The organism is Comamonas badia DSM 17552, assembly GCF_000484635.1.
Taxonomy (GTDB): Bacteria; Pseudomonadota; Gammaproteobacteria; order Burkholderiales; family Burkholderiaceae_C; genus Comamonas_C; species Comamonas_C badia.
In genome coordinates, this window is the sequence record NZ_AXVM01000004.1 from 153,296 (window position 1) to 173,685 (window position 20,390).

Annotated in this window: 22 protein-coding genes; 10 read left to right on the top strand and 12 right to left on the bottom strand. The window is 63.7% G+C overall.

The annotated features are described in order from the left end of the window. Positions 1 to 9 precede the first annotated feature (9 nt). The 12 genes from K320_RS0109945 to K320_RS0110005 all read right to left on the bottom strand — a co-directional run bounded on the left by K320_RS0109945 (position 10) and on the right by K320_RS0110005 (position 12,328). Positions 10 to 780, bottom strand: coding sequence for a hypothetical protein (locus K320_RS0109945; protein WP_029696020.1), 771 nt, complete (start codon positions 778 to 780; stop codon positions 10 to 12). Continuing rightward, positions 770 to 2,269, bottom strand: a complete 1,500-nt coding sequence (gene flhF / locus K320_RS0109950; protein WP_024538690.1) for a flagellar biosynthesis protein FlhF — start codon at positions 2,267 to 2,269, stop codon at positions 770 to 772. Before flhF ends, K320_RS0109945 begins: the two co-directional genes overlap by 11 nt. Beyond that, positions 2,266 to 4,350: a flagellar biosynthesis protein FlhA gene (gene flhA / locus K320_RS0109955; RefSeq protein ID WP_024538691.1), complete on the bottom strand. Its 2,085-nt coding sequence runs from the start codon at positions 4,348 to 4,350 to the stop codon at positions 2,266 to 2,268. The genes flhF and flhA overlap by 4 nt, the downstream gene beginning before the upstream one ends. Continuing rightward, positions 4,347 to 5,501 (bottom strand): EscU/YscU/HrcU family type III secretion system export apparatus switch protein, encoded by a 1,155-nt coding sequence (locus K320_RS0109960; protein WP_024538692.1) that lies wholly within the window; start codon positions 5,499 to 5,501, stop codon positions 4,347 to 4,349. Before K320_RS0109960 ends, flhA begins: the two co-directional genes overlap by 4 nt. A 174-nt stretch (positions 5,502 to 5,675) precedes the next feature. Then, a complete protein-coding gene (locus tag K320_RS0109965) occupies positions 5,676 to 6,311 on the bottom strand; it encodes a protein phosphatase CheZ (protein ID WP_024538693.1) in 636 nt (211 codons plus the stop codon). Next, positions 6,308 to 6,700: a chemotaxis response regulator CheY gene (gene cheY / locus K320_RS0109970; protein ID WP_024538694.1), complete on the bottom strand. Its 393-nt coding sequence runs from the start codon at positions 6,698 to 6,700 to the stop codon at positions 6,308 to 6,310. The genes K320_RS0109965 and cheY overlap by 4 nt, the downstream gene beginning before the upstream one ends. Before the next feature lie 68 nt (positions 6,701 to 6,768). Then, positions 6,769 to 7,728 carry a flagellar motor protein MotB gene (motB, locus tag K320_RS0109975; protein ID WP_024538695.1) on the bottom strand — a complete coding sequence of 320 codons (960 nt, stop codon included), beginning with the start codon at positions 7,726 to 7,728 and terminating at the stop codon, positions 6,769 to 6,771. Between the two features lie 28 nt (positions 7,729 to 7,756). Then, positions 7,757 to 8,617, bottom strand: a complete 861-nt coding sequence (gene motA / locus K320_RS0109980) for a flagellar motor stator protein MotA (protein WP_024538696.1) — start codon at positions 8,615 to 8,617, stop codon at positions 7,757 to 7,759. Positions 8,618 to 8,738: 121 nt separating this feature from the next. Further along, the gene (locus K320_RS0109990) at positions 8,739 to 9,038 is read right to left on the bottom strand and encodes a flagellar protein FliT (RefSeq protein ID WP_024538697.1); all 300 of its coding nucleotides are present in this window, start codon (positions 9,036 to 9,038) and stop codon (positions 8,739 to 8,741) included. Positions 9,039 to 9,041: 3 nt separating this feature from the next. Next, a complete protein-coding gene (fliS, locus tag K320_RS0109995; protein WP_024538698.1) occupies positions 9,042 to 9,455 on the bottom strand; it encodes a flagellar export chaperone FliS in 414 nt (137 codons plus the stop codon). An 86-nt stretch (positions 9,456 to 9,541) separates the two neighbouring features. Further along, positions 9,542 to 10,873, bottom strand: coding sequence for a flagellar filament capping protein FliD (gene fliD / locus K320_RS0110000; RefSeq protein WP_024538699.1), 1,332 nt, complete (start codon positions 10,871 to 10,873; stop codon positions 9,542 to 9,544). 180 nt (positions 10,874 to 11,053) lie between these two features. After that, complete coding sequence (locus K320_RS0110005) at positions 11,054 to 12,328, bottom strand: flagellin (protein ID WP_024538700.1); 1,275 nt, start codon at positions 12,326 to 12,328, stop codon at positions 11,054 to 11,056. Positions 12,329 to 12,655: 327 nt separating this feature from the next. Between K320_RS0110005 and K320_RS0110010 the strand changes: the two genes are divergently transcribed. The 10 genes from K320_RS0110010 to K320_RS0110050 all read left to right on the top strand — a co-directional run bounded on the left by K320_RS0110010 (position 12,656) and on the right by K320_RS0110050 (position 20,382). Continuing rightward, positions 12,656 to 13,885 carry a flagellin N-terminal helical domain-containing protein gene (locus K320_RS0110010; RefSeq protein ID WP_024538701.1) on the top strand — a complete coding sequence of 410 codons (1,230 nt, stop codon included), beginning with the start codon at positions 12,656 to 12,658 and terminating at the stop codon, positions 13,883 to 13,885. A gap of 99 nt (positions 13,886 to 13,984) precedes the next feature. After that, complete coding sequence (locus tag K320_RS0110015; RefSeq protein WP_034343157.1) at positions 13,985 to 14,212, top strand: acyl carrier protein; 228 nt, start codon at positions 13,985 to 13,987, stop codon at positions 14,210 to 14,212. Positions 14,213 to 14,217: 5 nt separating this feature from the next. Then, positions 14,218 to 15,255, top strand: coding sequence for a ketoacyl-ACP synthase III (locus K320_RS0110020; protein WP_024538703.1), 1,038 nt, complete (start codon positions 14,218 to 14,220; stop codon positions 15,253 to 15,255). A 76-nt stretch (positions 15,256 to 15,331) separates the two neighbouring features. Beyond that, positions 15,332 to 15,571, top strand: a complete 240-nt coding sequence (locus K320_RS0110025) for an antitoxin (RefSeq protein WP_024538704.1) — start codon at positions 15,332 to 15,334, stop codon at positions 15,569 to 15,571. Positions 15,572 to 15,584: 13 nt separating this feature from the next. Further along, a complete protein-coding gene (locus tag K320_RS0110030; RefSeq protein ID WP_024538705.1) occupies positions 15,585 to 15,989 on the top strand; it encodes a type II toxin-antitoxin system VapC family toxin in 405 nt (134 codons plus the stop codon). 28 nt (positions 15,990 to 16,017) lie between these two features. Then, complete coding sequence (locus K320_RS0110035; RefSeq protein ID WP_024538706.1) at positions 16,018 to 16,764, top strand: SDR family NAD(P)-dependent oxidoreductase; 747 nt, start codon at positions 16,018 to 16,020, stop codon at positions 16,762 to 16,764. A 7-nt stretch (positions 16,765 to 16,771) separates the two neighbouring features. After that, the gene (locus K320_RS0110040; RefSeq protein ID WP_024538707.1) at positions 16,772 to 17,407 is read left to right on the top strand and encodes an acetyltransferase; all 636 of its coding nucleotides are present in this window, start codon (positions 16,772 to 16,774) and stop codon (positions 17,405 to 17,407) included. 7 nt (positions 17,408 to 17,414) lie between these two features. Next, positions 17,415 to 18,584 carry an FkbM family methyltransferase gene (locus tag K320_RS0110045; protein ID WP_024538708.1) on the top strand — a complete coding sequence of 390 codons (1,170 nt, stop codon included), beginning with the start codon at positions 17,415 to 17,417 and terminating at the stop codon, positions 18,582 to 18,584. Further along, complete coding sequence (locus K320_RS18690; RefSeq protein WP_084301232.1) at positions 18,581 to 19,753, top strand: aromatic ring-hydroxylating oxygenase subunit alpha; 1,173 nt, start codon at positions 18,581 to 18,583, stop codon at positions 19,751 to 19,753. The genes K320_RS0110045 and K320_RS18690 overlap by 4 nt, the downstream gene beginning before the upstream one ends. Continuing rightward, a complete protein-coding gene (locus K320_RS0110050) occupies positions 19,750 to 20,382 on the top strand; it encodes an LbetaH domain-containing protein (protein WP_024538709.1) in 633 nt (210 codons plus the stop codon). Before K320_RS18690 ends, K320_RS0110050 begins: the two co-directional genes overlap by 4 nt. Positions 20,383 to 20,390: the final 8 nt, after the last annotated feature.

The window sequence follows — 20,390 nt, forward strand, 5'->3', positions numbered from 1 at the left end:
GCGAAAAATTCAATGCGTCAGGTTAGGGTGGCAGTGCGTTGCGCCAGGGCTGCGGGCCGGTACTGCACAGGAGGCAGCCGGGCCGGCCATCGTGCAAGCGTTTTCCAATAGCTGCAACGCCAGCGCGCCCAGCGCGGCCTCGTCGCCAGCGCCCACCACCACCCCGCGCGGACTGGCGCCGAGCCACTGCGCACTGCCCTGGCGCAGCGCCTGCAGCACCCGCTCTCCGCCGTCGCGCCGGCCGCCCGGCGGCAGCACCACGGCCACCGTGCACGGCAAGGGGCTGCAGGCTGCCATCTGCTTGAGCAGCGCATAGCTGCGCAGCAGGGCCGCTTCACCCGGCGCCGCAATGACGAGCGGGGTCACGGCCTGGTCACGCATCAGTGCGGCAACGGCGGGCACCGGCGCATACAGCAGCACCGCCGCGAAATGGCGCACGGCATCCGCCAGGCCCTGCACCGCCGGAGCGTCCGCCCCAGCCATCAGCACCCGCGCCACCCCGCGTGCGGCAGGCACCACGGTGGGCAGGCCCGTGTCATCGGGCCGGGGCGAAGTCTGGCGTGCCAGCCACGGTGCAAGGCCCGGCTCTCCCGCCTGTTCGCCGGCCGTGGCATCGAGCACCAGCACCGGGTAGCCCTGCTGCTGCAACTGCACTGCCAGCTGCCACAGCACTTCCAGCTCCATCGCCGCCTCGGGATGGCTGAGCACCGGCAGCAGGCGCGGCCCCTGCCCGGCCGCGAAGCCCAGCAACCCCGCGCCCTGGTGGATTTCAGGCCACACTTGCCAGCTCCGTGTCGGCCGTCAGCACCGCAGGCGCCTGGGCAAAAAAGTAATTGAGCTCGATGTCCTTGGGGTCGAACGCCGACTTGACCGTGCTGCGCATGGACGCAGCCACCAGCTGGTTCGCGTCGGCGGCCTGCCAGTCCTCGGGCACGCGCTGGCCATTGGTCACGCCGCGCAGCACCATCTGGTGGCGGATCAGCGCATCGATCGCCGGCCCCAGCTTCACCGCCTCGTCGATCTTGGAAAGAATGGCCTGCTGCACGCCCGTGGTCTTGAAGCCGGCCAGTACATCGTCGAAGGTATCGCCATGGTTGCAGGCGTTGAGCACCAGCAGGCGGCGGATGTCGGGCAGGTCCAGCACCTGCAGCATCTCCTGGCGGCGCGGATCGCGCGGAGCGATGCCGGTGGTGTCGATCAGCACCATTTTCTTGGACGACAGCAGCCCCAGCAAATCCTGCAGCGCCGCGCGGTCATGCGCCAGGTGCGCCACCACGCCCAGCATGCGGCCGTAGGAGCGCAGCTGTTCATGCGCGCCCACGCGGTAGGTATCCAGCGTGATCAATCCGACGCTGCCCGGGCCGTGCACGCGCGCGCACATGGCAGCCAGCTTGGCCGCGGTCGTGGTCTTGCCCACGCCGGTGGCGCCCACCAGCGCGTAGATGCCGCCTTCCTCGTACAGCGGCAATTGCAGTGCATCGGTCTTGAGGTTGCGCTCCAGCACCGCCATGAGCCAGTGCAGGGCATTGGCCGCCGGCAGGTTGTCCGGCAGGTGCTCCAGCACCGCGCGCGACAGCGCGGGCGAGTAGCCGGCACGGATCAGCTTGAGCATCAGGCTCGATTGAATCGGGTTCTGCCGCGCCTGCCCCAGCCAGGCAAGGGTATTGAAGCGGTCCTCGATCAGGTCTTTCATCGCCTGCAGTTCCTGCATCAGGTGCTGCTGGCCCACCCCGGCCGCCAGCGTGGGCGCGGCGGAGACCGGCGCGCTGCGCCGCGGCGCGGGCGTCTGCAGGGCGCGTTCGGAGAGGGGCTGCACAGCCTCGCTGCGCCGCGCAGGCGCTGCCGTTGATGGCGCCGGGGCTTCCGCGCCCGCGGCCGCGGCATCGCCGTGCAGGGCCTCATGCCGGCGGCGCAGCATGCGTTCGCGCACATAGTCCTGAAACGAAAGCGTGCTCATCGCCAGCTTCTCCGTGTCCTTGGCCACCGAGCTGCGCACCAGACCTTCCGCGGCGTGCTGGCTGCGCACCGGGCTCGCCGCGAGGTCATCGGCACGGTCCTGCAGGCGCCCGCGCCGGGTCTCGGCCACCGGTTGCAGTCGCGCCTGCGGCTGGGTCTGTGCCTCGGGCAGCGTGTCTTCCGCCGTCGCCACCACTTCCACGCCGCCATCGACCGGCCGGTTGGAGAGGATGAGCGTGCCGTCGCCAAAGGTCATGCGCGCCTTGGCCAGGGCCTCCCGCGCGGTGAAGGCGTGAAAACGCTGGATGTTCATGACGTTGCTCCTTTGAGAACGGGACCGATGCGGATGGTGTGGGTTTCAGGAATTTCGCTGTGCGAGAGCACCTGCAGGCGCGGCGCCATGCGGCGCACCAGGCGGGCAATCGTGCCGCGGATGGCATCGGGCACCAGCAGGCAGGCGGGGATGCCCTGCTCTTCCTGCTGGTTGGCCACCTCGGCCGCCTTGTGCGTGAGCAGGTCGGCCACGCCCGGATCGAGCGCCGGGCCGTTGCTGCCCGCAAGCGCCTGCACCAGCAGGTGCTCCAGGCCGGGCTCGATGGCGATCACGCTGAGCTCGTTCGTCGGCCCGTAGATCTGCTGCACGATGGCCGGGGCCAGCGCAATGCGCACCTGCTTGACCAGCTCTGCCGGGTCCTGCGTGCTGCCGGCAAATTCGGCCAGGGTTTCGATGATGGTGCGGATGTCGCGGATGTGCACGGCCTCTTCCAGCAAGAGCTGCAGCACTTTCTGGAACGTCGTGATCGAAACCATCTTGGGCACCACTTCTTCAATCAGCTTGGGCGCAAGCCGCATCACATGCTCCACGAGCTGCTGCGTCTCGGTGCGGCTCAGAAGCCGCGCCGCCTGCACCTGCATCAAGTGTGACAAATGGGTGGCCATCACGGTTTCCGAATCAACCACGGTAAAGCCAGCCATTTGCGCCGCTTCCTTCTGCGCCGCGTCGATCCAGTGCGCCGGCAGGCCGAAGGCCGGGTCCGTCGTGGCCGTGCCGATCAGCGGCGTGGTGATGCCGCCCGGGTTGATCGCCAGGAACATGCCGGGGAAGGCCTCGCCCTCGCCCACCACCACGCCGCGCAGCAGGATGCGGTAGCCACTGGGCTTGAGCTCCAGGTTGTCGCGCACATGCACCGCCGGCGGCAGAAAACCCACCTCCTGCGCAAACTTGCGCCGCACGCCCTTGATGCGCGTGAGCAGATCGCCCTGGCGGTTCTTGTCCACCAGCGCGATCAGGCGGTAGCCCAGCTCCAGGCCCAGCAGATCCACGGGCTGCAGATCGTCCCAGCTGGCCTCGCCGTCGCTCACCGGCGCCGGCGCCGCTTCCTCGGCCGCCGGTTTCTTCTGGCGCTGCAGCAGCATCCAGGCGATCCAGCCCAGCCCGCTGCCGATGATGAGGAACACCGTGTGCGGCATGCCCGGGATCAGGCCCAGCAGCACCAGAATGCCGCCGGCCATGCCCAGCACGCGCGGCGACATGAAGACCTGCTGCAGGATCTGCCTGCCCACATCGTCGTCGCGCGCACCCACGCGCGAGACCACCATGGCGGCCGCCACGGAAATCAACAGGCCCGGAATCTGCGCCACCAGCGCATCGCCCACCGCCAGCAGGATGTAGCTGTTGGCCGCCTGGCTCGCGCTCAGGTCGTGCGAGAGCATGCCGATGGCAAAGCCGCCGATGATGTTGATGATGAGAATCAGAATGCCGGCGATCGCGTCGCCGCGCACGAACTTGCTCGCGCCGTCCATGGCGCCAAAGAAGTTGGCCTCGTCCTGGATGTCGATGCGCCGCTGCTTGGCGGTTTTCTCGTCGATCAGGCCGCTGTTCAGGTCCGCATCCACCGCCATCTGCTTGCCGGGCATCGCATCCAGCGTGAAGCGCGCCGACACCTCGGCGATGCGCTCCGCACCCTTGGTGACGACGATGAAGTTGATGACCACGAGGATGGCGAACACGATCAGGCCGACGGCGAAATTGCCGCCGATGAGGAAATGCCCGAAGGCCTCGATCACCGCGCCGGCCGCGCCCGGCCCGGTGTGGCCTTCCAGCAGCACCACGCGGGTCGATGCCACGTTGAGCGAGAGCCGCATCAGCGTGGTGAGCAGCAGCACCGCCGGAAACGCCGCGAAATCCAGCGGCTTGATCATGTAGGCCGCCACCATCATCACCATCAGCGCCACGGCGATGTTGAAGGTGAAAAAGGTATCCAGCAGCCACGGCGGGAAGGGCAGCACCATCAGCGCCAGGATGGCCACCACCAGCACCGGAATGGAAAGCCCCTGCAGCGCGGAGCGGTTGTCGCCCACCCAGTTGCGGGCGGATTGGATGGAAGGGCTCATCGTGCGCTACCTGCCCGCGGCGAATGGGGGTCGAGTTCCGGCGGAATGTGCGCGTCGGGGATCGGCTCGGCGTCGGGCATGCGCGCCTCGCCGCGCAGCGCCGCCTTGAGGCGGTAGACATAGGCCAGCACCTGCGCCACCGCGGTGTAGAGCTGCGCCGGGATCGGCCGCTCCAGATCGGCATGGGCGTAGAGCGCGCGCGCCAGCATGGGCGAGCGCAGCACCGGTACCTTGTGCTCGGTGGCCAGATCGCGGATGCGCAAGGCCACCAGATCCGTTCCCTTGGAAATCACCTGCGGCGCGCTCATCGTGGCGTCGTCGTAGCGCAGCGCCACCGCGTAGTGCGTCGGGTTCATCACGACAAAATCCGCCTCGGGCACGCGCCGCACGCTGGCGCGCTCGGCCACCTCGCGCTGCTTCTGGCGGATGCGCCGCTTGATCAGCGGGTTGCCATCGGAATCCTTGTGCTCCTGCTTCACCTCCTCATGGCTCATCTTGAGGCGCGATTTGTGCAGGTACTGCTGCAGCGGCACGTCCACCACGGCAAACAGGAACACCACCAGCAGCAGCAAGGCCAGGCCGGTGCCCATCCATTGGCCCGCCTCGCGCAGCGACGGGGCACTGGGCTGCAGCACCAGCTGCGCCATCTTCTCGGCGCTGCCGGACATGTATTTCCACGCCGCCCAGACGAGTACCGTGGCCAGCAGCAGCATCTTGCCGAGGTTGGCCATCTTCTGCTTGGACACCAGGTTCTTGGCGCCCTGCAACGGGCTCAATCGGCTGAACTGCGGCTGCAGCGCCTTCAGGCTCCAGATCCAGCCGCCCGAGCCCAGGCTGGCAGTGACCGCCGCCAGCGCTGCCAGCACCGCCAGGATCAGGCTGATCACCAGACCCGCCAGCAGCATGGGCCGCAGGCGCGCCAGCATGCTGGCCGGCACATGCACGGTGGCGGCATCGAAGGTGAACTGCCACGTCATCTCGCGCAAAAGCACGTCGATCAGTGTCGGGAAGAAGGTCCAGAGAATGAGGCCGAGAACACCCAGGACCGCCAGATGCGCCAGTTCCTGCGAACGCGGGGCCTGCCCGTCTTCGCGCGCTTTCTGGAGCCTGCGCTCCGTTGCCGGTAGTTGTTTGTCTTCGCTGGAGTCCATGGCTGGCCTGCTATCAGGTCAGCCCATTGTCGGAACAAGCGCGAAGGACTAAAGCGCGAACAGGGGGTGGAGTACGCCGCTATTCGGCCGGAAGAGGCCGTGGCGAGTCAAAACAAAAAGATAGCTGGTTGCGCTTGTCCAGCCTTCGTAAATGCCATTTTTGGCATAAACAATTCAAAAACCAAGGCTTGCCAGCAGATCATCCACCTGCGACTGGTCCGTCACCACGTCCGCCGCATTCGCCGGGTCCACCACCGGGCCCTGCAGTGCCGCCGGGGCCTGGGGCGTTTCAGGCGCCGGCGCATTGCCCGGCGGCGCCGTCTGCAGCACCAGTTGCAACAGCTGCTCTTCAATCGTCGCCGCCAGCGTCACCACGCGGGCGATCACCTGGCCCGTGAGGTCATGGAAATCCTGCGCCATCATGATTTCCGTCAGGTGCGAATCCAGCGCATCGCCCGCCTTGCCCAGGTCCACGAGGAAGTTGTAGACCTCGCCCCTGGCCACCGCGGCCACCGGATCGGCCACCAGGGATTTGAGCACCCGCGCACCGTCATCGGCCATCTGGTCGCGGATGTTCTTGGCCATCTCCACACGGCCCAGCACCTTTTCCGCCGCCTCTCCCGTCAGCCGCGAGATATAGGAAAGGCGGCTCTGCGCATCCGGCAGCTCGCCCATGGTGCTGCGCAGCTGGTTGGCGTAGCCCAGCTCGGTCAGGGCCGTGTGCAGTTGGCGGGTCAGCTGTCCTATGCGGGTGTGAACGTCGTCGGCCTCGGCAGCAGGTGTGCCGGCCTTCGGTTCATCCTCGCTCATGCGGCCAGCCCCAGCTTCTTGAGAATGAGCGTGACTTTCTCTTCCAGCGTGGCCTTGGTGAAGGGCTTGACGATGTAACCCGCCGCTCCGCCCTGCGCCGCGGCCACGATGTCTTCCTTGCGCGCCTCGGCCGTCACCATCAGCACCGGCAGGTGCTTGAGGGCGTCGTCCTTCTTGATTTCGCTCAGCAGCTGAAAGCCGTTCATGTTCGGCATGTTGATGTCGGAGACGACAAAATCGAATTTGCTCGAACGCAGCTTCTGCATCGCCGCCACGCCGTCTTCCGCCTCATCCGCCTCGGTGAACCCGCTCTCCTTGAGCAGATTGCGCACGATGCGGCGCATGGTCGAAAAATCGTCAACGATCAGAAAGCGAAGGGGTGAGGACACAAGAGACCCTTTCGGTCAAAAAACAGGGGGACGCTATTGCCGTTGCCGCCGGCACATGCAACAAGCGGTTACTCGGGCGCAGCCTTGGCCGCATTGTCAGGCTTTTTTTCTTCGGGCTCCGCAGGCACGGTGATCGTCGGCAGATCGCGGCTCATCAGGCGCTCCTCCGCCTCTTTGGTGAGCACGGTGACCGTGATGCGCCGGTTGGATGCGGCGCGCGGGTCCTGCGGCTCCAGCGGGTCGCTCGACGCCAGCCCGACCACGCGCATCAGCTTGCTGTCCGGCATGCCGCCGGCCACCAGATCGCGGCGCGAAGCGTTGGCGCGGTCAGCCGACAGCTCCCAGTTGCTGTAGCCCCGGTCGCCATTGCCATAGGGCGTGGCATCGGTATGCCCGGCAATGCTGATACGGTTTTCCACCCCGCCCAACGCGCCGCCTATGGCGCTCAGAATGTTGCGCATATAGGGTTTGACCAGCGCGCTGCCGCTATCGAACATCGGGCGGTTCTGCTCATCGACGATCTGCACCTGCAGGCCATCGGGCGTCACGTCGATGCGGATCTGCGAGCGGTATTCCTTGAGCGTCATGTCCTGCGTGATGACGGATTCGAGCTTGCCCTGCAGCTCCTTGATGCGCTGCGCATCCACGCGGGCGCGCTCGGCGCGCTGCGCCTCGATGCTCTGCGCCTGCTTCTGCTGCTGGCTGGAATGGCCCTTGCTCGCATCGCTTTCGCTGCGTTTCATCTGGCCGTACACCCGCGCCAGATCGGTGCCGCCGCCCTGAATGACGCTGGAGCTGTTGCCGGCGCCATCGCCGCCCTGCATCGCGACCTTCATCGGCGATGCGAAATACTCGGCAATGCCCTGCAGATCGCCCTTGGCCGTGGAACCCAGCAGCCACATCAGCAGGAAGAAGGCCATCATCGCCGTGACGAAGTCGGCGTAGGCGATCTTCCACGCGCCGCCGTGCGCCGCGTGCCGGCCTTTCTTCACGCGCTTGATGATGATGGGTTGCAGCTTGTCAGCCATGACCGCCATGTCCCAGCAGGCCCGGAGCCTACTTCTTGCCCTTCACGTGCTGTTCGAGCTCATTGAAACTCGGGCGCACATCGGAGAAAAGCACCTTGCGGCCGAACTCGATCGCCGTCGCCGGGTTGTAGCCCTGCATGCTCGCCAGCAGCGTGGACTTGATGCACAGGAACTCCTTGCTCGCGTCCTCGTTGCGCTGCTCCAGCAACCCCGCCAGCGGCTCGGCCACGGCGTAGGCCAGGAAAATGCCCAGAAAAGTGCCTACCAGCGCCGAGGCGATCATGCCGCCCAGCACGGCCGGCGGCTGGCCCACGTTACCCATGGTGTTCACCACCCCCAGCACCGCCGCCACGATACCGAAGGCGGGCAAGGCACCCGCCAGCCGCGTGAGCGCCGCCACGGGCGCGTACGCCTCCTGGTGATGGGTGTCGATTTCGCTGTCCATCAACGCCTCGATCTCATGCGCGTTGAGGTTGCCGGAGACCATCATGCGCAGGTAGTCGGTGGTGAATTCGAGCACGTGGTGGTCCGAACCGACCGAGGGAAATTTCTTGAACAGCTCGGATTTTTCCGGCTCCTCCACATCCGCCTCGATGGCCATCAGGCCCTCCTTGCGCGCCTTCTGCAGAATCTCGTAGAGCATCGCCAGCAGCTCAAGGTAGCGTGCCTTGGTGTATTTGCTGCCTTTGAAGAGCCTGGGCACGGCCGAAAGCGTGGCCTTGAGCACCTTGGACTGGTTGTTCACCACGAAGGCCCCGAGGGCAGCGCCGCCGATGGTGATCATCTCGAACGGCAGCGCCTCCATCAGCACATGGATGTTGCCGCCATGCGCCACGAAAACGCCAAAGACGCTTCCGAAGACGACGAGGTAGCCGATGACAATGAACATGGTGCGTTGATTGTGTCAGGTCAGGTCGCGCCGCAAACGCGCAATCAGGCCCAGCAAAACAAGCCAATCCGCGGCGCAGCGGATGCGCGCCGCATTATTGCCGCGCGGCATGCACCTGCCGTCAATGCACGAACTGCGGCCGCCCCTGCAGCAGCGGGTCCAGGCTGGCCAGCCAGGGCTCCGCCAGAATGCGGATCTGCGCGTCGTTGTCGAGAATGCGCCGCATGATGCGGGCCTTCTCCTTGCGCAGCTCCGGCGCCAGCCGGCAGCCCTGCGCGCTGCTGCGCAGCTGCTCGATGAGCACGGCGCAGGTGCCTTCATGGTGCATCACGCCATCCCAATCCTCGCGGGATGCGGCGGCCAGCATGGCGGCGCTGCTGTCTTCAATGGCGCGGTAGAGATCGATCAAGGACTGCTCCATCACTCAGCCCTCCGCGGCCTGGCCGGAGGCGCCGATTTCCTTCCAGCCGCGGGCCACCGGCGCGATGAGCGCGATGACCTCTTCCACCGGCTCGATGTCATTGTGCAGATTGGCCATGGTCAGCTGCCGGATGCAGTAGTCGTACAAGACGCCCAGATTCTGCGCCAGCTCTCCGCCCTGCTCGGCATTGAGCGAAGCCTTGAGCCCTTCGCCCAAAATCTGCACCGCCTGCCCCAGGTGCACCCCTTTCGCCTGCACATCACTGCGCTGCAGATCGCCGCGCGCCGCCTGCAGGCGCTGCATCAGGCCGTCGAACAGCATCTGCACCAGTGTGTGCGGCGTGGCGTTGGTGACACCGGATTGCACGCCCACCTGGCGGTAGGCATTGGCAGCGCGGGAGCTTGCGGGGGTGTACATATCGGCCATCCTTGGTAGTCAACGTCTTGCCTTGTGTTTTCGGCAAACGCCTCCGAAACTGAAGTACAAACCCCGCCCCCGCATCGTCAAGTTTTCTTGTTCCAATTGGCCACCTGCTGCTGCATGTAGGCGCTGAGCGACTGCAGCGATGCCATCTGCGTGTCCAGCGCCGAATACTGGCGCGTGAGGCGCGCCTGCAGCACGCCGGCACGGTCATTGACCTTGTCCTGCTCGCCCTGGTTGGACTTGATGCGCAGCGCCAGCGAATCGCTCTTGCTGTTGAGCGTGCCGTCAAACGCCAGCAGCTGGCTGGTGTATTGCTTGAAATTCACGGCGATGCCGCCGCCGGAGCCATCGGGCGATGCCTTGGCGGCAAACAGCGATTTGATGTCGTCCGGCGACTCCTGCAGTGCCTTGCCCAGCTTGGTGTCGTCCACCGCGAGCTTGCCGCCCGCCTGCATCTGTATGCCCACGTCCGCCAGGCGCCTGAGGCTGCCGGTGGCATTGCCCGCGCTGCCCATGGTCAGCATGCGCAGCGCGTTCTGCAGGCCCACCGTGGCCGAATCCCCCTGCAGCAGGCCAGCGGTCTTGGTATCGGCGTCGTACTTGGTCGAATCCGCCAGCAGGCCATTGAGTTCGTTGTAGGCATCCACGAAATCCTGGATGTTCTTGCGCGTGGCCGCCGTATCGGCGGCCACGCTGACATGCGCATCCGTGGTCGTCACCTGGCTGACGGCAATCTTCAGGCCCGGCAGCACGCTGTCGAAGCTGTTCGTGCCCGATTCCGTGGCCACGCCGTTGACGGTGATCCGGGCGTTCTGCGCCGTCTGGCTCTGGGTGAAATTCAAATCGCCGGTCACCGTGAAGGCCGCATCGGCCCCGGTCGCCTTGGAGCGCAGCATCAGCCGCTCGCCCGAGGCATCGCGCATGATGGTGGCCGTCACGCTGCCCACCGCATCGTTGATCTTGCCGGCGAGCGACTCCAGCGTGTCGTCGCCCGTATAGGCAATATTGATCGCCGTGCCGCCCTGGGGCGTGAACTGCAGCGTGCCCGCCGCGGTCAGCTTGGCGCCCGGCGCGCGCGCGTCGCTCACCGAGGTCTGCGCGCGCGCCAGCTGGCTCACGCCGATGTCGTAACTGGCCGGCTGCGCCAGGCCCGAGACCGTCAGGCTGACCGCATCGCTGCTGGACTTGGTGGCCAGCGCATTCCAGCCGCTGTCCAGCGTCAGCTTGGATACCGCATCCGAGAGTTTGCCGGTGAGCGACTTGATCTGCGCATAGGTGGACACCTGCGCCTGGATGCCCGCCTGCTTGGCCTGCAGGCCCGCGAGCGGCTGCTTTTCCAGGTCCACCATCTTGGAGATGATGCCCTGCACGTCGAGCCCGCTGCCCACGCCTATGGATGAAATCGTTGCCATGTCAGACTCCTTGCGGTTCACGCATGCGGCAAGGTGCACCGCCGCCCACGATTGTGGCCGCGACGCCCGCGGCCGAAAGCACGAAAAGCGGCCTCAGGCATTGCCTGAAGCCGCTTTGGGCGCCGGGCGCAGTGGCCCGGCTCCTTCTTACCGCCCAAGGCGGCCTCCTGCCCGATGCGCTTACCGCAGCAGCGACAGCACTTGCTGCGGCAGCTGGTTGGCCTGCGCCACCATCGCGGTGCCGGCCTGCTGCAGGATCTGCGAGCGGCTCAGGTTCGCCGTTTCCTTGGCGAAGTCGGCATCCACGATGCGGCCCCGCGAGGCGGACACGTTCTCGACCATGATGTCGATGTTGTTCACCGAGTTCTCGAAACGGCTCTGTATGGCGCCCAGATCGGCACGGGCGGAGTTGACCTGATCGATCGCCTTGTCGATCTTCTTCAGGGCCACCCAGGCATTGAACTGCGTGTCCACCTTGAGCGTATCGATGCCCTTGATGTCCTTGTCGTTCGTGCCAGCGGCATCCACCGTTGCCACGTCGGCGACAGCAAAACCCGTGCTGGCTGCCGTGAACCCGGCGGAGAACGTGACGGTTTCCGGCACCGGCGGCTCCGACGTATCCAGCTTCTGGGAGACCACTTCCAGCTTGTAGGTCTTGCCATCATCGTTCAGCGTCAGGAAGGCAGTCACCCCCGTCTCCGCCGACTTGTTGTTGATCGCAGCCACCACGTCACCCAGGCGCTGGGCACCCGAGCCGGCAGCGCGGATTTCACCCAGATCCACGGCGGAGCCCGAACCCACTTGGATCGTCAGGGTACCGGCATCGATTTTCGTGTCGAAGCCGGTCACCGTGGTGTTCTCGACATCGAGACTGGCAGCATTCCCCGCCATGGCGTTGTCGCCGCCGACCGACCCCGTGTAGTTGGTCTTGTACTTGATGGAAGACAGGCCTTCGGCGCGGGTATCCGTGAGTGCCCCGACGGTGATGTTGTCGCCGGCGTTGGCGCCCACCTGGAACAGCGCGCCTGCGAAGCTGCCATCGAGGATTTTCTGACCGTTGAACGACGAGGACTTGGCAACCCGGTCGATTTCATTGGTCATCTGCTTGACTTCGGCCTGCAGCGCCTCGCGGTCGGCCTTGCTGTTGGTCGCGTTGCTGGCCTGCACGGCCAGTTCACGCATGCGCTGCAGCATGTCGCCCACCTTGCCCAAGGCGCCTTCAGCCGTCTGCGCCAGCGAGATGCCATCGTTGGCGTTACGGGACGCTACCGTGAAACCGCGGATCTGCGTCGTCATGCGCTCGGCGATGGCCAGGCCGGCCGCGTCGTCCTTGGCGCTGTTGACGCGCAAACCCGACGAAATGCGCTGCATTGAAATAGACAACGAAGCCCCGGACAGCCCCAGGTTGCGCTGGGCCGTGAGCGACGGAACGTTGGTGTTGATGGTCATTGCCATGATCTCACTCCTTGAGAGGCGGTCCAGCGCCTCGATTGCTTGTACCGGCTGAGCCCGGCTACCGACAAATTCACGCGAATTTGTTATCAGGGTTATCGGGGCGCCGCCGGGGAACTTGAGGGCTTTGCAACAAATTTTCTCGACCCTGCCTTGTGGGCCGCCTTCAGAACCGCCGAGATAGCGCCCGTTCCCGGCTTTTTTCCCCCTTATGGCGCGGCGGCAAACAGGAAGAATCACCTCCATCGCCGGGCTTGCCGCTTGCTCGACCGTCCCCCAACCCGGGATTTCGGCGATGAACAAGCCCAATCAACGTGGAGGTTTCCCGACATGGCTGCCACTATCAACACCAACGTCCCGTCACTCAACGCCCAGCGCAACCTGAGCCTGTCGAGCGCGTCGCTGGCCGTTTCCATGCAGCGCCTGTCCTCGGGCCTGCGCGTCAACAGCGCCAAGGACGACGCCGCAGGCCTGGCCATCGCCGAGCGCATGAACACCCAGATCAAGGGCCTGACCATGGCGTCGCGCAACGCCAACGACGGCATCTCGCTGGCGCAGACGGCCGAAGGATCGCTGGGCAAGATCGGCGACATGCTGCAGCGCATGCGCGAGCTGGCGGTGCAATCGAGCAACGCCACCAACAGCGCCGATGACCGCAAGGCGCTGCAGGCCGAAGTCAAGCAGCTGTCGGACGAAATCGACCGCGTGGCCAAGCAGACCACCTTCAACGGCCAGAAGATTCTGGACGGCAGCTTCATCGGCGCCGTGTTCCAGGTGGGCGCCAATTCCGGCGACAACGTCACCGTCGGCGCGCTCACCGACACGCGGGCCGCCGGCCTTTCCAACATCATGTTTTCTACCGGCTCGCTCGCCGCGGTAGATGCCACCGATGCCACGGTCGGCACCTTCGCCGCAAAAATCGACGCCGGATCGCTCACCATCCAGGTCGGCAGCGCCCCGGCGGTGGACATCGGCGAAATCCGTCCCGCCGGCTCCGGCGTGCAACGCCTGGGCGACGTGGTCGCCGCCATCAACAACAAGTCCGCGGATACCGGGGTGACGGCCTTCATGACCAAGAACCCCGACGGCAGCTACAAGATCGAGTTCATGTCGTCCAAGCTCGATGGCGCAACCCCGCCGATGCCGGAGGCCGTCACCTTCGCCGGCTTCCAGGCCGCCTCCACCGGCCTGGCGGACGCCTCGATGAACGCCATGCTGAGCCCCGCCACCGGCACCGACATCAAGGGCATAGACCAGCTCACCATCGCCACCCAGAAAGACGCCTGGATCGCGCTCAAGAAGATTGACAGCGCCATCGACCAGGTCAACGGCGCGCGCGCCGAGCTGGGCGCGCTGCAAAGCCGGTTTGAAAACGCGGTGAACAACATCGATATCCAGGTGGAAAACCTGGCGGCCTCGCGCGGGCGCATCATCGATGCCGACTTCGCCAAGGAAACCGCCAACCTCAGCCGCACGCAGATCCTGCAGCAGGCCGGCACCGCCATGGTGGCGCAGGCCAACGCCATACCGCAGCAGGTGCTGCAGCTGTTGCAGCGCTGAGCAGCTCTCCACAAGGTTTCTCCAAGGCCTCGGCCGTTCTGGCGTCTATCATGGGCGGCAGAACGGTTTTTTTATTTTTCATAGCGTCCTGCGCACACCATGACTATTTCCATCGACGATTTCATCGAGCAATTCCAGACCGCCGTGGACTTTCAGGAGCCCGTGAACGTGACCGCCGGCACCGAGCTGCGCAGCCTGCCCGAATGGGATTCACTCGCAGCGCTGGGGGTGATCGTGATGTTTGACGTGGAACACGGCAAAACCATCACCGGCGACGACATCAAGAACTGCGCGACTCTCGCCGACCTATACAAGCTGCTGGGGTAGGCGCCATGGCACTCTCCACCCTGCACAACGTGCGCTTTGCCGGCATGGCCAGCTGCGTGCCGCACCGCGTCCTGGACAACGTGCGCGACTGCCCGCCCTCCCAGCGCAGCGAGCGCGAACGCCTGGTGCGCAACATCGGCATCCAGACCCGGCGCATCTGCCCCGAGTGGCAGACCTTCTCTGACCTGGCGCTGGTGGCGGCGGAAAAGCTGCTGGAAGAACTGCAGTGGCAGCGCGAAGAGGTTGATGCGCTGATCGTCGTGACGCAATCGCCCGATTACCTGATCCCCGCCACCGCCATCATCCTGCAGGACCAGTTGGGGCTGCCGCATTCGACGATCGCGTTTGACGTGAACCTGGGCTGCTCGGGGTATCCGTTCGGATTGCACCTGCTGGGCAGCATGGTCAGCGCTGGCGGGGTGAAAAAGGCGCTGTTGCTGGTGGGTGATAAGTGCGCCAACGTGAAAGACCCGCTGTTTTCCGATGCCGGCACCGCGACGGCGCTGGAGTTCAATGCCAGCGCACCGCCCATGTACTTCGACCTGAACAGCGACGGCAGCGGCAAGCGCGCCATCATGCTGCCGGCTGGCGGGGGGCGCGAGCCCTTTGGCGTGCAGCACCTCATTCCCACGCGCGACGAACACGGCGTGCAGCGCTGGCCTGCCGAATTGATCCTTGATGGACCCGCCGTGCTGAGTTTTTCCACCCAGCGCGTCCCGCCCGCCGTGCAGCGCCTGCTGGAATACACCGGGCTGGACAAGGACGCGATCGACTATTTCGTCTTCCACCAAGCCAACCGGATGATCAACGAGACCATCCGCAAGAAGCTGCAACTGCCAGCGGAAAAGGTACCGAGCACGCTGCACGACCTGGGCAACACCAGCGGCGCATCGCTGCCCGTGACCATGACCGCGCGGCTGCATGACACGCTGGCGCAAGGCAAACACAAGCTGCTGCTGTCGGGCTTTGGCATCGGGCTGTCGTGGGGATCTGTGGTTATGGATATTGAAAATGCCGGATTTCCAGCCCTGCTGGAGGCTTGACTGATCTCAGGCGCTTTCGCCAACGCTGTTGCCACCACCGAATTGTATATACTGTATATCCTTTGAAAGGCGTCCTATGCAGCGTACGCGAGCCTTCAAGAGCGGCAACTCACTGGCCGTTCGCATCCCCAAGGACCTGGCCTTCCTTGACCCGGCGCAGGACATTGAAATCGAGCGCGTCGGCAACACTCTGGTGCTGCGCCCCGTACAGGAGCAGACCCTGGCTGATCTGCCGTCCATTCTTGCCGCCTTCAGCCCCGACTTCATGGCCACCGGACGCGAAGCGCACGAACAGGCGGAACGCAACTGGGGCTGACCGCGACCCTGCCATGCGCTACCTGCTCGACACCAACATCTGCATCCACCTCATCCAGCGCCAGCCGCCGCATGTGCTGCAGCGCCTTGCGGCGCTGCGCCAGGGGCAGGTGCTGATGTCTGTCGTCACCTATGCGGAGTTGTGCGCAGGCCTGGAAATGCAATCACGCAACCGTGAGCACGATGCGCGGGTGCTCGCACTGCTTGTTCAGCGCATTCCCGTACTGCCATTTACCGCAACCACAGCCCAAGCCTATGGCGTACTGTGCGCCGCCGTGCGTGAACGCCGTCGCGATGCGCTCAACCGCCTGATTGCGGCACACGCCATAGAGGCCAACGCCGTTCTGGTGACCAACAACGAGGCCGACTTTCGCGACTACCCCGGTCTGCAAATGGAGAACTGGGTGCGTGACGTTTGAAATGACCCAACGGGAACAAGCAAACTCCATGAATTCAACCGATCCCTTTTCCCTCGGTGGCAAACGCATTCTGGTGACAGGCGCCAGTTCGGGCATCGGGCGGCAAATTGCGCTCGGCTGTGCCCAAGCCGGCGCCGCCGTCGTTGCATCGGGGCGCGATACCGATCGGCTGAACGCCACGCTGGCCGCCCTGGATGGCACCGGGCACCATGCCTTGGTTCTCGACGTGTGCGATGAAGCCGCGATCAAAGCCGCGATTCCGACCATAGGCAAACTGGACGGGGTGGTGCATGGTGCGGGCATCTCCCTGCTGGCACCGCTGCGGCTCGCGACACGCTCGCACATTGAAAGCCAACTGGCCGCCAACCTGGTCGGGCCCATGCTGCTGACGCAGCAACTACTGCTGCGCAACGCCATTCAGCCCGGAGGGGCCATCGTCTTCATCTCCTCCATCTCCGCGCACATCGGCGTGCACGGCGTGTCTTCCTACGCCGCCAGCAAAGGGGCTCTGGAAGCCATGGCGCGCAGCCTGTCGATGGAAGTGGCAAAAAAGGGTATCCGCGTCAACTGCCTCGCGCCCGGCCTGGTGCGCACCCCCATGTTCGAGGCGGCGCTGAGCACCACGGGCGGGCTGGATGAAACCATCAAGGCCTACCCGCTGGGGCTGGGCCTGCCCGAGGACGTCGCCAATGCCAGCGTCTTCTTTCTCTCCCCCGCCAGCCGCTGGATCACCGGCACCACGCTGGTGCTGGATGGCGGACATACCGTCGGCTGAGCCGCGCATGCGCAAGAAACTCATCATCGTAGGCGCTGGCGGGCTGGGCCGCATCGTTCACGACGTGCTGTCCCACGATGCGGCATTCGCCGAGACTTTCGTGCTGCACGGCTTTCTGGACACCCGGGCCGATCTTCAACTTCCGGCGGAAATGACGTGTCCGTTGCTCGGTTCCCCGCTGACGTACCGCCCCCAGCCGGACGAAGTCTTCATCCCCGCCGTGGGCGACCCCCAATGGCGGCGCGATCTGCTCGCACCCCTCATTGCCCAAGGCGCCGCCTTCCACAGCTACACCCGGCAAGCCTCCGTCGCAGCACGCGCGCGCATCGGTACAGGTGTTTTTCTCACCCCAGGCGCCGTGGTGTCCACCGATTGCACCATTGGTGATTTCAGTTATGTGGACACCTACGTCGTGCTCGGACACGACGTGCACATAGGCGAACACTGCACGGTCGGCGCCATGAGCTTTCTGGCTGGATCCGTGCGCGTGGAGGACAGCGTGGCGATCCACCCTCGCGCCACCATCGCCAAGGGTGTGACGATCGGACATGGCGCGACGGTCGGCATCGGCTCGGTCGTTCTGAAGGACGTCCCCGCGCATGTCACCGTCTTTGGCAATCCCGCCCGGATCATTTATGCATAAAGCCACCATGTTTCGTACAGAAGCGCTATCTGAATTCAGCCAATGGGCTGCGCAGCTCCGCCCTCAATCGCTCTCAAATCAATCCGCTGAGCGGATCGCACAAGCCTCCACCCTCTATTTGCTCGCCCCTTCTTCCTTTTTGGGGCAGTCCTTCACCATCCCAATCACCCAACGGCTGTTGGCGGCTGGCAAGCGAGTCGTCCTGGTTGACGACACAATGTCGGCGCCACCCGCCGGCATCGAGGGATGCTCCGTATTGGGCACCATGGCTTTCGCCCAGGAGCGCCCCGTCTCATGTCTTGCGATCCATATGGCGAACTCCGTCTTCGTGCACGGTCTGTTCGCCACTGCTGCGCGGCACGCAGGCATTCCCGCCATTGACATCGTGGCGGTATTGGATGCATTTGATTTGCCCGTCATCTACCAAACCGCCAGCGCCATGCGCGATGCAACGCTGGCCCGTCTTGATGACTACGTCAAGCTGGCAGGCCTGCTGGACGACGCATTCAGCATCCAGACCCTCCGATCGGCGCTGGAGATGCGCACCACGCTGGACCGCGAAGCGATGACCCCCGTTCTGTGCAGCCTGGAGGATGAATATTTTTCACCCTTTCCTGCCGGCAAGGACGTGACCTTCGCGATGGGTACAAACGAAATTTTGTGCGACGTCGGTGCACATGTGGGGACGACGGTCTGCAAATTCCTGGCTGCCACCCGCTGGCAATATGACGCTATCCACGCCTTTGAGCCAGACGCCGGCAACTTCGCAAAATTGCAGCAGGGGATTTTCAAGAATCTTGCCAATTTCCATCCGCGCAACATGGCGTTATCCAGTACCAAGAGCACATTGCGATTCGCCGAAACAGGGACGATGGGCAGCCACCTGGACGACAACGGCAACGTGCAAGTGCAGGCGTCCACGCTGGATGACGAAGTAGAGCACGCCACTTTCATCAAGATGGACGTCGAGGGTCACGAGGCCAGTATTTTGCGTGGTGCGCGCCGACTCATCTCCCAAAGCAAGCCCCGCTTGGCCATCACGGGTTATCACTTTGCAGATGACCTGCTGGACATCGCCCAACTCGTGCGGGAAATCGAGCCTGCGTACCGGCTGCGGCTGCGCCATCATTCGTTTTACTACTACGACACCATCCTGTACGCAGATATAAACCCATGATCCATCCAGTACTCCCGCCAGCCTGTTACACAGAGCAATCGTGGTTCGACCTGGAAAAAAAGAAAATATTTGGTGAACTATGGCTGCTCGCGGGCCTCAAGCAGCAACTGCAAACGGAACACAGCTTCATCACACGCAATTTCAGTGGTGTGCCCGTTCTCATTCAAAACCTCGGGGGAGAGATACGCGCGTTCCGCAACGCCTGCGCGCACCGCGGCATGCCATTGCAAATTGAAGACTGCGGCAACCGTAAATTGATCTGTCCATACCATGGTTGGAGTTACCACAACGATGGCCGATTGCGCGGCATACCCAACGAAAAAATATACAACCTATGCCAAAGTGACCAAGCAAATATCAAGCTCCTGGCTTACGCCGTGGAAGTCATTGGCAATTTTGTTTTTGTCAATTTGAACACTCATCCTATTCCAATAACAGAGCAATTTTCCACGGATCTGCTGCGCCTGCTCAAGGAAGTATCTGTGCACTTTGCACCAGAAATTTCCTACACCACTTTCACGGGAAACTACAATTGGAAGCTCAATTTCGAGAACGTTCTTGACTGGAACCACGCGCAATTCGTGCACAGGCAGACCCTGGCTCCATTGCTGAAATTTGAAAGTGGAGGGATATTCAGCGCAGCCGCGCCGGACAAATCCCTTCTCTTCGTCCCGGGCTCGCCTCTCGCTGATATTCGATTTTCCGGAGATATTCAGCTCTCAAACCCCATCCACCTCCAAGACATCAGCCGTATCGGGCGCAGCAGCATGCCGTACGCACCGCGGTGGTTCTCTCCATTGCTGAATGCGCCAGTCGATCCTGGTGCTTTCTTCGCTTGCAACATCTTCCCGAACGTCAACTTCGGATCGATTCATGGAGAACATTTTTACGTTCAGCAATTTTCCCCCACAGCACCTGACCGCATTGAATACCATTCATGGGTTTTCACAGCGCGCCTCAAACCGAATATTCCACCCCAACCTCATTTGCTATGGGGTATTCACCATGCGGAAAAACGAGTCATTGACGAAGACAGGGTATTGCTTGATGCCTTGCAAAGGGCTCTTGCCTCGGCACCCCACATCGGAGTGATGGGGGATCACGAGGCATCGCTAGCAGCGGTGGGGCATTGGTACATACAGCACCTCGACACAAGGAGCGCACAATGAAACCCCTGTTGATTGTCGGCCCCGACAGCACACTGCGTGACGTTTATTCCCTGGCGATGGAAGTGCACCCGGATCGTCGCGTGGAAGCGCTGCATCTTCCATCAGAAGATTACTACCGTTTTGATCTGACTGGTTTGGCAGATTTTCCACCTGAAAAATGGAATATCTGCATAGCAGTCAATGAGTTCTACATCAACGATGTACGGCGCGCCCTGCACACCCTGGTGGAACCTCTGGGCTACCACGCCATATCCTTGATCTCACCGCATGCACATGTGGACTCCAGCGCCATCGTGGGGGAAAACACCATCATTCATCCGGGCTGTTTCGTCGGCGCCGGAAGCACCCTGGGGCACCACTGCGTGCTGAGACCCAATGGGGTGCTGGGTGAGGATGTCACCCTCGGTGACTATGTGACGCTGGAAGCCAACGTCTCTGTGCGCGAGCTGTCCAGGATCGGGAACTTCACCACCCTTTGCGCCAATACCAGCCTGGCGCGCATGAGTGATATTGGGGCCCACTGCTACCTCAACATACCGCGCCAATATGGCGGCCAGATCCCGGATGGCACGTTTTATTCGCCATCATTCGAAAACCCGGTGCACGTCATTTCCAGTGGCAAGGCTTGACGAGCAAA